The 13820-nt window shown below is 73.5% G+C and carries 12 protein-coding genes; all 12 read left to right on the forward strand.

The features are described from left to right. Positions 1-9 precede the first annotated feature (9 nt). Positions 10-969 (forward strand): 16S rRNA (cytosine(1402)-N(4))-methyltransferase RsmH, encoded by a 960-nt coding sequence (rsmH, locus tag EFL26_RS07270; RefSeq protein WP_123222209.1) that lies wholly within the window; start codon positions 10-12, stop codon positions 967-969. After that, the gene (gene ftsL / locus EFL26_RS07275) at positions 966-1589 is read left to right on the forward strand and encodes a cell division protein FtsL (protein WP_123222210.1); all 624 of its coding nucleotides are present in this window, start codon (positions 966-968) and stop codon (positions 1587-1589) included. Before rsmH ends, ftsL begins: the two co-directional genes overlap by 4 nt. After that, the gene (locus tag EFL26_RS07280) at positions 1586-3379 is read left to right on the forward strand and encodes a peptidoglycan D,D-transpeptidase FtsI family protein (protein WP_246000066.1); all 1794 of its coding nucleotides are present in this window, start codon (positions 1586-1588) and stop codon (positions 3377-3379) included. Before ftsL ends, EFL26_RS07280 begins: the two co-directional genes overlap by 4 nt. A gap of 17 nt (positions 3380-3396) precedes the next feature. Continuing rightward, positions 3397-4923, forward strand: a complete 1527-nt coding sequence (locus EFL26_RS07285) for a UDP-N-acetylmuramoyl-L-alanyl-D-glutamate--2,6-diaminopimelate ligase (protein WP_123222211.1) — start codon at positions 3397-3399, stop codon at positions 4921-4923. After that, complete coding sequence (locus EFL26_RS07290) at positions 4920-6332, forward strand: UDP-N-acetylmuramoyl-tripeptide--D-alanyl-D-alanine ligase (RefSeq protein ID WP_123222212.1); 1413 nt, start codon at positions 4920-4922, stop codon at positions 6330-6332. Before EFL26_RS07285 ends, EFL26_RS07290 begins: the two co-directional genes overlap by 4 nt. Next, on the forward strand, positions 6329-7405 hold the full coding sequence (gene mraY / locus EFL26_RS07295; protein ID WP_123222213.1) for a phospho-N-acetylmuramoyl-pentapeptide-transferase: 1077 nt from the start codon (positions 6329-6331) through the stop codon (positions 7403-7405). Before EFL26_RS07290 ends, mraY begins: the two co-directional genes overlap by 4 nt. A gap of 13 nt (positions 7406-7418) precedes the next feature. Continuing rightward, complete coding sequence (gene murD / locus EFL26_RS07300) at positions 7419-8876, forward strand: UDP-N-acetylmuramoyl-L-alanine--D-glutamate ligase (RefSeq protein WP_123222214.1); 1458 nt, start codon at positions 7419-7421, stop codon at positions 8874-8876. After that, positions 8873-9007: a hypothetical protein gene (locus EFL26_RS24880; RefSeq protein ID WP_281273698.1), complete on the forward strand. Its 135-nt coding sequence runs from the start codon at positions 8873-8875 to the stop codon at positions 9005-9007. The genes murD and EFL26_RS24880 overlap by 4 nt, the downstream gene beginning before the upstream one ends. A 66-nt stretch (positions 9008-9073) precedes the next feature. Beyond that, positions 9074-10378, forward strand: coding sequence for a putative lipid II flippase FtsW (gene ftsW / locus EFL26_RS07305; protein WP_246000067.1), 1305 nt, complete (start codon positions 9074-9076; stop codon positions 10376-10378). A gap of 13 nt (positions 10379-10391) precedes the next feature. Next, the gene (murG, locus tag EFL26_RS07310; protein ID WP_123222215.1) at positions 10392-11489 is read left to right on the forward strand and encodes an undecaprenyldiphospho-muramoylpentapeptide beta-N-acetylglucosaminyltransferase; all 1098 of its coding nucleotides are present in this window, start codon (positions 10392-10394) and stop codon (positions 11487-11489) included. Continuing rightward, positions 11486-13018 (forward strand): UDP-N-acetylmuramate--L-alanine ligase, encoded by a 1533-nt coding sequence (gene murC, locus EFL26_RS07315; protein WP_123222216.1) that lies wholly within the window; start codon positions 11486-11488, stop codon positions 13016-13018. Before murG ends, murC begins: the two co-directional genes overlap by 4 nt. Next, complete coding sequence (locus EFL26_RS07320; protein ID WP_123222217.1) at positions 13005-13742, forward strand: cell division protein FtsQ/DivIB; 738 nt, start codon at positions 13005-13007, stop codon at positions 13740-13742. Before murC ends, EFL26_RS07320 begins: the two co-directional genes overlap by 14 nt. Positions 13743-13820: the final 78 nt, after the last annotated feature.

Raw genomic sequence — 13820 nt, forward strand, 5'->3', positions numbered from 1 at the left:
CGTCGGCGGATGAGCAGCCCCTCCCACGTCCCGGTCCTCCTCGACCGGGTCGTCGCCCTGGTGGCACCCCCGCTCCAGGAGCCCGGCGCGGTCCTGGTCGACGCCACGCTCGGCCTGGGCGGCCACACCGAGGCCGTGCTCGCCCGGTGCCCCGAGGCGCACGTCGTCGGTGTCGACCGTGACGTGCACGCCCTCGAGGCCGCCGGCGAGCGGCTCGCGCCGTACGCCGGCCGCACCACCCTCGTGCACGCCGTCTACGACGAGATCCCGGACGTCCTCGCCGACCTCGGCATCGCTGCCGTGCAGGGCGTCCTCTTCGACCTCGGCGTGTCCTCGATGCAGCTCGACGTCCGCGAGCGCGGGTTCGCGTACGCCGAGGACGCCCCGCTCGACATGCGGATGGACGACACCGAGGGCCTCACCGCCGCCGACGTGCTGAACACCTACCCCGCCGCCGACCTCGCCCGGATCCTCCGGTCGTACGGCGAGGAGAAGTTCTCCCGGCAGATCGCCCGGGCCATCGTGCGGGAGCGCGAGAAGGCGCCGTTCGACCGCTCGGCCCGGCTCGTCGACCTGCTCCGCGAGGTGATCCCGGCGCCGGCACGGCGTACCGGAGGGCACCCGGCGAAGCGCACGTTCCAGGCCCTGCGGATCGAGGTCAACGACGAGCTCGGCGTGCTCCGCCGGGCCGTTCCCGCAGCCATCGACGCCCTGGCCGTGGGCGGTCGTGTCGTGGTGATGAGCTACCAGTCGCTGGAGGACCGGATGGTCAAGCAGGAGTTCGCCGCCCGGTCGCGCACGACGGTGCCCGACGACCTGCCAGTGGTCCCGGAGGAGTACCGGCCCGAGCTGCGCCTGCTCACCCGCGGGGCGGAGAAGGCCTCGCCCGAGGAGATCGCCGTCAACCCGCGAGCCGCCTCGGTCCGGCTGCGCGCCGCCGAGCGCGTGCGAGGAGGTGTCGCGGCATGAGCAGCCTGGTCTCGCAGGCCCGCGCCCGGGCCCCTCGGCTGGCCGAGACCGCGGTCGAGAAGGCCCGGCTCACCCTGGTGCCCACGCGCCGCACGGCAGCGCCGCGCGCACCGTTCGCCGTGCTCGTGTTCGCCATCCTCGGCGCCGGCGTGGTCGGCCTCCTGATGTTCAACACCCACATGCAGCAGGCCTCGTTCTACGCGACCCGGCTGCAGGCCCGCGCGGACGACCTCACCGCGAAGCAGCAGAAGCTCGACATGGAGCTCGAGCGGCTGCGCGCGCCCCAGCGCCTCGCCGAAGCCGGCAAGCAGCTGGGCATGGTGGCCCCCGGCGTGCCTGCCTTCGTCAAGCTGGGTGACGGAACTATCGTCGGCACCCCGACCCCCGCCAGTCCGGAGGATGCGGTGCGGATCAACCCCCTGCCGGCCGAGCTGCCGCCGCCGCTGCGCCCCGACCCGATCATCGTGCGGGTGCCCGCTCCCGTGACCGCCCAGACCGCGACGCAGGCGACGCCCGTCCAGGGCACCACGACCCAGGGCACGACCCAGGCACCGCCCGTCCAGGGCACCAAGGCTCACGGCACGACGCGCCACGGCACCCGGGCCGGAGCCGGTCGGTGACGCGGTCGCGACGCCCCGTCGCCGGGTCGCGCTCGCGGTGGCGTGGATCGCCGGAGGTCCGGCTGCGCGTCGGGCTGATCGTCCTCGCGATGGTGATGTCGGTGTTCGGCGTACGCCTCGTGCAGCTGCAGGGCCTCGACCCGAAAGCGTACGCCGCGAAGGCGAACGCCGAGGGCCTGGTCAGCGTGCCGCTCTCCGCGACGCGCGGCTCGATCCTGGACCGCAACGGGGCGCCGCTGGCGGAGTCGGTCAGCGGGCTGATGATCGTGGCCGACCCGAAGCGGACCAACGCCCACGCCGAAGACATCGCCCGCATCCTCGCGACCCGTCTGCACCTGGACTACTTCGACGTGCTCGGACGGCTGCGCGAGGACCCGAACAAGCCGGGGGCGCGGTTCGCCTACGTGGCCCGGCGCGTGCCCGCGACGACGGCGCGCTCCGCGGTGGCAGCGATCGAGAAGGCCGGCTTCAAGGGCGTCGACACCCGGCTGGACCCGGTGCGGGACTACCCCGGCGGTGACGTCGCGGCGAACCTGATCGGCTACATGAAGGCCGACGGCCAGGCCGACACCGGCGGTGGTCTCGAGCGCTCCTTCGACGCGATGCTCGCCGGCAAGGACGGCCGGGAGACCTACGAGGTCGGCGGCGGCAACCGGATCCCGCTCGGGGAGAACACCGAGGTCAAGCCCGTCAACGGCAAGAACCTCACCCTGACCATCGACCGTGACGTGCAGTGGTACGCCCAGCGCGTGCTGCGCACCGCGGTCCAGGGTGCGAAGGCCGAGTCCGGCGCGGCGATCGCGCTCGACTCGCGCACGGGCGACATCCTCGCGCTCGCAGACTACCCGACGTTCGACGCCAACCAGCCCGGGCAGTCTCCCGAGGACGACCTGGGCAGCCGGGCGCTCAGCAACGTCTACGAGCCGGGGTCCGTCGAGAAGGTCCTGACGATGGGCGGCCTCCTCGACGCCGGCAAGGTCACGCCCCGGACCAAGGTGCGCGTCCCGAAGGCGCTTCCCGTCGCCGACCGTGTGATCCACGACTACTTCCCCCACGACACGATCCGGCTCACCCTGGCCGGGGTCATCGCGAAGTCCTCCAACATCGGCACCGTGCTCGCCGCGCGCCAGTACGCCCCGGGCCAGCTGTGGAAGTACCTCGACCTCTTCGGGCTCGGCCACCGCACCGACATCGGCCTGCCCGGTGAGACCCGCGGCCTGCTGCCCGACCCGAGCACGTGGACCCAGCTCACCCAGGCCACGGCGTCGTTCGGCCAGGGCGTCTCGGTCAACGCGCTGCAGATGGCGACCGCCGTCAACGCCATCGCCAACGGCGGCGAGCTGATCACGCCCAGCCTGATCCAGGGCCGGGCGGTGACCTCGACCGGCAACGTCGTCGGCACCGACACCGCCAGCCGACGCAGGGTGATCAGCCAGCAGGCCGCCGAGAAGGTCTCCCGGATGATGGAGATGGTCACCACCGAGGGAGCCGGCACCGCGCCGGGAGCCGGGATCGCGGGCTACCGGGTCGCCGGCAAGACCGGCACGGCCCAGCAGGTCGGCGGCACGTGCAAGTGCTACGACGGCTCGCTCGCGGTGTCGTTCGCCGGCTTCGCGCCGGCCGACAACCCCCGGTTCACCGTCTACGTGGTGATCCAGAAGCCGCAGGGCTCCGCCAGCGGCGGTGGCACGGCGGGCCCGGTGTTCCGCAAGATCCTCGCCTACCTGCTGCAGAAGTACGCCGTCCCGCCGACGAACACCCCACCCGCCCGCCTCCCGGTGGAGTGGTGAACCGGTAGGTTCGCCCGGTGGTCCCCGAACGCCTGCTGACGCGCCCCGAACGACCCGTGAGCACGGGGCTCGCGGCGCTCGCGGCCGACCTCGGCGCCCGCGTGGTGGGCGACCCGGGCGGCGTCGTCGTCACCGGCCTGACACTCAGCTCCCAGCGCGTCCAGCGCGGTGACCTGTACGCCGCGGTCGCCGGGTCGAAGGCCCACGGAGCGGCGTACTCGTCCGACGCGGTCGCCGCCGGCGCCGTTGCGGTGCTGACCGACGCCGAAGGAGCCGAGGCCGCCGCGGCCGCGGGCGTTCCCGTGCTCGTGGTCGACGCTCCGCGTGCGCTGCTCGGCTCGCTCGCCGCCCGCCTGTACGGCGACCCGGCCACCGCCCTGACGCTCATGGCCGTGACCGGCACGCAGGGGAAGACCACCACGACCCGGCTGCTGGAGGCGGGCCTCCAGGGCTCGGGTGTGCGGGCCGCCGTCGTCGGCACCGTCGGCACGCGCATCGACGGGCGCGAGGTGAAGACCGCGCTCACCACGCCGGAGGCGCCGGACCTGCACGCCCTCTTCGCGGTCATGCGCGAGCAGGAGGTCGAGGCCTGCGCCATGGAGGTCTCCAGCCACGCCCTGGTCATGGGGCGGGTGGACGGCGTGGTCTTCGACGTGGCCGCGTTCTGCAACCTCGGCCGCGACCACCTCGACTTCCACGCCGACATCGAGGACTACTTCTCGGCCAAGGCCTCGTTGTTCACCCCCGCGCGCGCCCGGCTCGGCCTGACCAACGTCGACGACGAGTACGGGCGTCGCCTCCGCGACCGCGCGAGCATCCCGATGCGCACCTTCTCGGCGGCGGGGGCGGACGCGGACTGGCGGGCCGTCGACGTGGTGCTGCGTCCCGACGGCTCGCGATTCGCCGTGGTCGGTCCGGACGGCCAGCGGGTCGAGGCGGGCGTCCCGCTCGCCGGTGCGTTCAACGTCGCCAACGCCCTGTGCGCGATCGCGCTCGCGGCCGAGGCAGGATTCGATCCCGCGCCCGTGGCCACGGCGATCGCCGCCGCCGCGGGTGTGCCGGGCCGCCTCGAGCGGATCGACCGCGGGCAGGACTTCCTGGCGATCGTCGACTACGCCCACAAGCCCGACGCCCTGCAGGCGACGCTCGACGCGCTGCGCCCGCTCACCTCTGGCCGGCTCGTGCTGGTCCTCGGTGCGGGCGGCGACCGCGACACCGGCAAGCGCCCCGTGATGGGGGAGATCGGCGCCCGCCTCGCCGACGTGCTCGTGGTCACCGACGACAACCCCCGCAGCGAGGACCCCGCCGCGATCCGCGCGGCGATCCTGGACGGCACGACCGAGGTGCCGGCCGACCAGCGGGCCGAGGTGCACGAGATCGGGTCGCGGGGCGAGGCGATCCGGTACGCCGTCACGCTCGCCGAGAGCGGGGACACCGTGCTCGTCGCGGGCAAGGGTCACGAGACCGGCCAGGAGGTGGCCGGCGTCGTGCACCCCTTCGACGACCGCGACGAGGTCTGGACCGCGATCGGGGCGCGCCTGTGATCCCTCTGTCCCTGGCCGAGATCGCCGCGATCGTCGGCGGCGCCGTCGACGGCGCCGTCGACGGAGGGCGCACGACCCTGGTGATCGGCCCGGCCTTCCTCGACAGCCGGACTCCGGAACCGGCCGGCCTCTTCGTCGCGGTCGACGGCGAGCGGGTCGACGGTCACGAGTACGCCGCGGCCGCGGTCGACGGCGGCGCGGCCGCCGTGCTCGGCTCGCGGCCGACCGGCGTCCCCACGGTGGTCGTCCCCGACGTCCAGGCGGCCCTCCACCGGCTCGCTGCCGAGGCGCTGGTGCGGCTCCGGCAGGCGAACCCGGACCTGCGGGTCGCGGCCGTCACCGGCTCGCAGGGCAAGACCAGCGTCAAGGACATGCTCGCGGCAATCCTGTCCGACGCGGCGCCGACCGTCGCGACGTACCAGTCCTTCAACAATGAGCTCGGGCTCCCGCTGACGGTGCTGCGCGCCACGCCCGAGACCACGTACCTCGTGCTGGAGATGGGCGCGCGCGGCGTCGGGCACATCGCCGACCTCTGCCGGACCGCGCCGCCGGACGTCTCCGCCGTGCTCAACGTGGGCCTGGCGCACGTGGGGGAGTTCGGCTCGCAGGCGGCGATCGCGCGGGCGAAGGGCGAGATCATCGAGGCGCTCGGTCCCGACGGCGTGGCGGTCCTGAACCACGACGACCCGCTGGTCGCCGCGATGGCACCGCGCACCCGGGGGCGGGTGACCAGCTTCGGCCGCGGCCCCGGTGCGAGCGTCCGCCTGACCGCGGTGGACGTCGACGACCTGGGCCGCCCGACCTTCGACCTGCACGCCGACGACGCGCAGGTGCACGTGCGGCTGCGGCTGCTGGGCGAGCACCAGGCCGTCAACGCCGCCGCGGCGGCCGCGGTCGCGCTCGCCCTCGGGCTGTCCCTGGACGCGATCGGCGCCTCCCTGGAGCGGATCGAGGTGCTCTCGCCGTGGCGCATGGAGCTCCGCGAGCGCGCCGACGGGCTGGTCGTGATCAACGACGCGTACAACGCCAACCCGCACTCGATGCGGGCGGCGCTCGAGACCCTGTCCGGCATCGGCCGGCGCACCGGCCGGCGTACGGTCGCGGTGCTGGGGGAGATGCGGGAGCTGGGCGCCGCGAGCGCCGAGGAGCACCGGGCACTGGGCCGGCTGGTCCGCGACCTCGAGATCGACCGGCTGGTCGTGGTCGGCGAGGGCGCTCGTGAGATCACCTCCGGCAACGAATCCGCCCAGTTCCACGGGTCGGTGCCCGAGGCGCTGGCAGCCGTGAGGAAGAATGTGCGGGGCTCCGAGGTCGTCCTCGTGAAGGCGTCGCGGGCCGCCGGCCTCGAGCAGGTGGCGCAGGGGCTGCTGACCGACAGCGGAGACAACAGCGAGGAGGGCGACGCGTGAGAGCGATCCTGCTCGCCGGCGGTCTGTCCCTGCTGTTCACGATCTTCGGCACCCGCGTCGCGATCCGCATCTTCGCCGCGAAGGGCTACGGCCAGCTGATCCGCGACGACGGCCCCACGACCCACCACACGAAGCGGGGCACGCCCACCATGGGCGGGCTGGTGATCGTGGTCTCCACGCTCCTGGCCTACTTCCTGGCGAAGCTGATCACCGGCTCCGACGTCACCGTCTCCGCCCTGCTGCTGCTCTTCCTGTACGTCGGCCTCGGCACCGTCGGCTTCCTCGACGACTTCATCAAGATCTACAAGCAGCGCAACCTGGGCCTGCGCAGCAAGGCCAAGTTCATCGGCCAGACCGCCGTGGCCGTGGTGTTCGGCTGGCTCGCGCTCTGGCGGGTCCACCCCTTCGCGAACTCCGAGGGCGAGACCCCGGCCGAGCACGGGATCTCGTTCACGCGCAACCTCCCGACGTTCGCGATCCCCACCCTCCTGCTGATCGTCTTCATCGTGCTGCTGATCGCCGGCTTCTCCAACGCGGTCAACCTCACCGACGGCCTGGACGGCCTGGCCGCCGGCACCTCCGGCATGGTGTTCGGCGCCTACATGCTGGTGAACATCTGGCAGAACAACCAGTCCTGCCAGTTCCACCCCGGCCCTGCCTGCTACGACGTCCGCGACCCCCTCGACCTCGCGGTGGTGGCGGCAGCGATCACCGGCGCGTGCTTCGGCTTCCTCTGGTACAACGCCTCGCCGGCGCAGATCTTCATGGGCGACACCGGCTCGCTCGCGCTGGGCGGCGCCGTGGCCGGGATGGCCGTGCTGACCCGCACCGAGCTGCTGATGCTGCTGGTCGGCGGCCTGTTCGTGCTGCAGACGGCGTCGGTGATCCTGCAGGTCGGCTACTTCAAGCTCTCGAAGGGCAAACGGCTGTTCCGCATGGCCCCGCTCCACCACCACTTCGAGCTGCTGGGCTGGGAGGAGATCACCGTGGTGGTGCGGTTCTGGCTGATCGCTGCCGGGTTCGTCGCCGCCGGGCTCGGCATCTTCTACGCCGAGTGGGTGGCGGGCACGTAGTGGCGGGCATCCAGTGACGGAAGAGCGTGTCCACCAGCTCGGCCGGCACGACTCGTGGGAGGGCGTCCGCGCGGTCGTGGCCGGGTTCGGCGTGTCCGGGTTCGCCGCGGCCGACAACCTGACCCACCTCGGCGCGTCGGTCACCGCCCTGGACGAGTCCGACGCGGACGACCGACCGGAGAAGGCCGAGCTGCTCGAGGTGCTCGGCGCCACGGTGCGGCTGGGTGAGGGCAGCACCGCCCGGCTGCCCGAGGACGTCGACGTCCTGATCACGTCGCCCGGCTGGCGTCCCGACGCCCCGCTGCTCGCGCAGGCGGCCGCTCGCGGCGTACCCGTGTGGGGCGAGGTCGAGCTCGCCTGGCGGCTGCGCGACCCCGATCACGCGACCCCGTGGCTGGCGGTCACCGGCACCAACGGCAAGACCACGACGGTCCAGATGCTCGAGGCGATCCTCCGCGAGGCGGGCCTGCGCACGGTCGCCTGCGGCAACGTCGGCCTGCCGATCGTCGAGGCCGTGATGGACCCGACGCCGTACGACGTGCTGGCGGTCGAGCTCTCCAGCTTCCAGCTGCACTACACGTCCTCGATGCGCGCGCAGTCGGCGGCCGTGCTCAACGTCGCCGAGGACCACCTCGACTGGTACCCCTCGTTCCAGGACTACGTCGCGGACAAGGCCCGGATCTACGAGGGCGTCGAGCGGGCCTGCGTCTACAACGTCGCCGACCCGGTCACCGAGCAGCTCGTCCGCGAGGCCGACGTGGCGGAGGGCGCTCGGGCGATCGGCTTCACGCTCGGCATCCCCGACGTCGGCATGGTGGGGGTCGTCGACGACGTCCTCGCCGACCGCGCGTTCCTGGCCGAGCGGCAGTCGGCCGCGGCCGAGCTGTGCACGATCGCCGACCTGGCCAGCCCGGCGCCGCACTTCGTCGCCGACGCGCTCGCCGCCGCCGCGCTCGCCCGCTCCCACGGCGTGCCGACCACCGCGGTCCGCGACGCGCTCCGCCGGTTCACGCCCGCCGGGCACCGGATCGCGGAGGTCGCCAGCTTCGACGGCGTCACGTGGATCGACGACTCGAAGGCGACGAACCCCCCGGCCGCCCTCGCCTCCCTGCAGGCCTACGAGCCGGTGGTGTGGATCGCCGGTGGCCTGGCCAAGGGTGCCTCCTTCGACGACCTGGTCCAGCAGGTCCGCGACCGGCTGCGCGCCGTGGTGCTGCTCGGCACCGACGCCCCGGTGATCGCCGCGGCGCTTTCCCGACACGCACCGGATGTGCCCGTCTTCCACCTGCCCGCCGGGGAGACTGCTCCCATGGACCGCGTGGTGGCCGAGGCATCAGCACTGGCGCGTCCGGGCGACACCGTGCTGCTGGCTCCCGGCTGTGCATCGATGGACATGTTCGCCAACTACGGCGCCCGCGGCGACGCGTTCGCCGAGGCGGTCCACCGGCTGAGGGGAACCAGAGAACGATGACGGACGAGGTCGGGGTCACCGCCGGGCTGCGCATCCATGACGGCGCTGTCGACCTGTTCGCCAACTACGGCGCCCGCGGCGACGCGTTCGCCGAGGCGGTCCACCGGCTGAGGCACGCCCACGGGCAGTGACCATCCATCAGCGGCGAACGACCGGTGCGGGCCGGGCAGTGAGGATCCAGTGAGCGAGGAGGACGGGTGAGCGTGACCACCGACGCCGGCAGCCGCGCCCCCTCCCGGGACGCCGCGTCGGTCGGGCCGGGGGGTGGCCTGTCCGGCTGGCTGGCGTCGACGCGCGCATCGCTGGAACGTCCGCTCACGCCGTACTACCTGCTCCTCGGCGCGACCGGCCTGCTGCTCGCGATCGGCATGATCATGGTGCTCAGCGCCTCGAGCGTGGACTCCTTCACCCACCACGACAACAGCTACTACTGGGCCACGAAGCAGCTGATGTGGGTGGTCGTCGCGCTGCCGTGCGCGTGGATCGCGACCCGCCTCCCGCTGCGGCTGCTGCGCTTCGTCTCCTGGCCGATGGTGGCGGTCTCGCTGGTCCTCCTGGTGCTCACCCAGACCTCGCTCGGCGTCTCCGTCAACGGCAACCAGAACTGGCTGGGCCTGGGGCCCCTGCAGATCCAGCCGTCGGAGATCGCGAAGTTCTCGATGGTGCTGTGGTGCGCCGACGTGTACGCGCGCAAGGACGCCCTGCTGGGGTCCTGGCGCCACCTCTTCATCCCGGTCGTCCCCGTCACCGGGCTGCTCACGGTGCTGGTCCTGGCCGGCGGTGACCTGGGCACCGCCCTGGTGCTCTTCGCGATCACCCTCGGCCTGTTCTGGGTGGTCGGGGTGCCCGCGCGGATCTTCGTCGCCGCGGTCAGCGTGGTCTCCGTCGCCGCGCTCTACCTGGCCGCCAGCAGTCCCGAGCGGCTCAACCGGATCACCTCGTTCGTGAACCCGTTCAAGGACTTCCAGAACTCCGGGTGGCAGGCCGGCCACGGCATCCTCGGCATGGCCAGCGGCGGCATCCTCGGCAAGGGCATCGGCGCCAGCCAGCAGAAGTGGGGCAACCTGCCCGAGGCCCACACCGACTTCATCTTCGCCGTGCTCGGCGAGGAGCTCGGCCTCGTCGGCACCCTGCTGGTGCTCGCCCTCTTCCTGACCATCGCGTACGCCGGCATCCGGGTCGCCATGCAGAGCGAGGACCTCTTCATCCGCTACGCCACCGCGGGCATCGTGATCTGGCTGATGGCGCACGTGATCATCAACATCGGCATGGTGCTGGCGCTGCTGCCCGTCATCGGCATCCCGTTGCCGCTGGTCTCCTACGGCGGGTCGTCCCTGGTGCCCGAGCTGGTCGCGCTCGGCCTGGTGATCGGCTTCGCCCGGCTCGAGCCGTCGGCCGCGGCCGCCCTGCGCCAGCGCCGGCAGGCGCGCCGCGGCGAGCCCGGCCGTCCCGCGGCCCGGTCCGCGGTGAACGCCGGGGCCCGGCCGCGACCGCGGTCATGACGGCGGCGGCGTCATGAGGCGCGTGCTCCTCGCAGGAGGCGGCACCGCCGGCCACACCTCGCCCCTGCTCGCCACGGCGGACGCGCTGCGCCGTCGTCATCCCGACCTCGAGATCACCTGCCTCGGCACGGCCCGCGGCCTGGAGACGACGCTGATCCCGGCGGCCGGCTATCCCCTCGAGCTGGTCTCGCCGGTGCCGCTGTCGCGCTCCGTGGACGCCGACCTGTTCCGCACGCCCTGGCGGTTGCGCACCTCCGTGCGCGAGGCCGTCGCGGTGCTCGACCGGGTGCGCCCCGACGTGGTGGTCGGCTTCGGCGGCTACGTCTCCGTGCCGGCGTACCTGGCGGCGCGGCGGCGCCGGCTGCCGCTGGTGGTGCACGAGGGCAACGCGCTGGCCGGAGTCGCGAACAAGCTCGGGGCCCGGCTCACCCGGCACGTCGCGACGAGCTTCCCGGGCACGCGCCTTCCCCACGCGGTCTTCACCGGGCTGCCCATCCGCCGGATGATCGCGACCCTCGACCGCCCTGCCGTGCGGGCAGAGGGCCGGGCCGCCTTCGGCCTCGACCCCGACCTCCCGACGCTCCTGGTGACCGGCGGCTCGCAGGGCGCGCTCCGGCTCAACGCCACGGTCTCCGCCTGCGCCCCCGAGCTCGCGGCCGCCGGGGTGCAGGTGCTGCACGTCGCGGGGCCGAAGGGCGAGGTCGCGGTGGACCATGTCCCGGGCTCGCCGCCGTACGTCGTGGAGCCGTACGTCGACCGGATGGACCTCGCCTACGCCGCCGCCGACGCGATCGTGTGCCGGGCCGGTTCCAACACCGTGACCGAGGTCGCCGGCGTCGGCCTCCCGGCGGTCTTCGTGCCGCTGCCGATCGGCAACGGCGAGCAGGCCCTCAACGCGCGGCCGGTCGTCGAGGCCGGGGGAGCGCTGCTGGTCTCCGATGCCGCCTTCACCCCCGAGTGGGCGCGCGCGCAGCTGCCGGCGCTGCTGCGCGACGAGACCCGGCTCGCGGCGATGTCGCGTGCCGCCGCGGGGATCATGCGCCTCGACGGTGACGAGCGCCTCGCCGACCTCGTCGAGTCGGCAGCGGCGGCCGGAGGTGGTCGACGATGAGGGTCCCCGTCCCCGACGTGCTCCTACCCGCCGACCGCCTCGGTCGGGTGCACTTCGTCGGCATCGGCGGTGCCGGTCTGTCCGGCATCGCCCGCATCATGCTGGCTCGCGGTGTCGAGGTGTCGGGCAGCGACGCGAAGTCCTCGGCCACCCTCGAGGCGCTGCGGGCCCTGGGGGCACGCTGCTTCGTGGGCCACCGTGCCGAGCAGGTGCAGGGCGCCGACACCGTGGTGGTGTCGACCGCCGTGCGTGAGGACAACCCCGAGGTCGTGGAGGCCCGACGGCTCGGCCTGCGGCTGCTCCCGCGCTCCGCCGCCCTCGAGTCGGTCATGCAGGGCCGGCGGGTGATCGCGGTCGCCGGCACTCACGGCAAGACCACGACGACCTCGATGCTGACGGTCGCGCTGCAGCACTGCGGCGCCGACCCGTCGTTCGCGATCGGCGGGGAGCTGAACGAGTCGGGCTCCAACGCCCACGACGGCACCGGCGACCTGTTCGTCGCCGAGGCCGACGAGAGCGACGGCGCCTTCCTGGTCTACTCACCCCACGTCGCGCTGGTCACCAACGTGGAGGCCGACCACCTCGACAACTACGGCACGACCGAGGCCTACCACGCGGCGTTCGTCGAGTTCCTCGACCGGATCGACCCGGCCGGCTTCCTGGTGGCCTGCGTCGACGACCCCGGGGGCGCCGAGCTCGCCGAGGTCGCCCGCGGTCGCGGGCTGACGGTGGTCGGGGTCGGGGAGTCGGCGGCGGCGGACGTGCGGGCCGAGAACGTCGAGCTGGTCGGGTCGACGTCCACCTTCACGGTGGTCGACCGCGGTCGCCGGCTCGGCGACGTACGGCTGCGGATCCCCGGGCGGCACTATGTGCTGGACGCGCTCGCCGCCCTCGCCAGCGGGCTGCGCCTCGGCTACTCGTTCGCCGACCTGGCGCGCGGGCTCGGTGCCTACAGCGGCACCCGGCGGCGGATGGAGCTCAAGGGCGAGGCCGGCGGCATCCGCGTCTTCGACAGCTACGCCCACCACCCGAAGGAGATCGCCGGCGACCTGGTCGCGGCCCGGTCGCTCGCCGGGGCCGGCCGCGTGGTCGTCGCGTTCCAGCCCCACATGGTCTCGCGCACCCGCATCTTCGGCGCCGAGATGGGCCGGGCCCTCGGGGCTGCCGACGACGTCGTCGTGATGGACGTGTACGTCGCCCGCGAGGACCCCGAGCCCGGCATCACCGGCGCCCTGGTGGCCGAGGCCGTGCCGCTGCCGGCCGAGCACGTGGTGTTCGAGCCGTCGTGGTCCGCGACCGCCGGGCACCTCGTCGCGCGGGCCCGCCCGGGCGACGTCGTGCTGACGCTGGGTGCCGGTGACGTGACCCTGCTCGGCCCGGAGGTGCTCACGCAGCTGGCGGCGCGGGCGGAGCGGCGCGAGGGCGACCGCACGCACGCACCGACCGATGCACCGCCCGACGTACCGACCCAGCGGACGACCGAGTCCGCCGCACCGAACCCGCCGGGGGCCGACGATGACCGCGACTGACCAGGAGGAGACCGTCACGGTCGTGGACCGTGAGCTCGCGCGCCGGCGCTGGGGTCGACGGCTGCGCCGCATCCGCCCCTTCCTGTACGCCGCCCTGGTGCTGCTGATCGTCGGCGGGGGCACCTGGCTGGTGTTCTTCTCGTCGGTGGTGACCGTCCGCGACGTCTCGGTGCAGGGCAACCGCACGGTGAGCTCCGTCCGTGTCCGGGCCGTGGCGAAGACGCCGCTGGGTCGCCAGCTCGCCCGTGTCGACCTGGGCGCGATCCGCGCCCGCGTCGAGACGCTCCCCGCGGTGAAGTCGGTGTCGGTCTCGCGGTCCTGGCCGCACACCGTCGCGATCTCGATCACCGAGCGCACCCCGGTGGCGGTCGTCGACCGGGGCAACGGGCTGCAGGCGGTCGACGAGGACGGCGTGCTCTTCGGCAGCTACCCACGCCAGCCCGCGGAGCTCCCGCTCCTGCAGACGGCCCCCGACGTGAAGTCGGAGGCTCTCGCCGAGGCGGCCCACGTCGTCAGTGCCCTGCGGCCCGACATCCGCGCCCTGGTCGACCGCGTGGAGGTCGAGACCGTCGACCGGATCCGGCTGCACCTCTCCGGGGGCCGCACCGTGATGTGGGGGAGCGCCGAGCAGTCCGACGACAAGGCGGCGGTGCTGGCGGTCCTGCTCAAGCAGCCCGCGCAGGAGATCGACGTCAGCGTGCCGGGTCGTCCGACCACCCGCTGACGCACGACTTTTCCACGATTCCGCGACGCGGCGGGCGTGTTGCCGCGGATCCTGCGGGTCGCCTGCCTACCTTGGTTC

Source organism: Nocardioides pocheonensis (assembly GCF_003725535.1).
GTDB classification, from domain to species: Bacteria; Actinomycetota; Actinomycetes; order Propionibacteriales; family Nocardioidaceae; genus Marmoricola; species Marmoricola pocheonensis.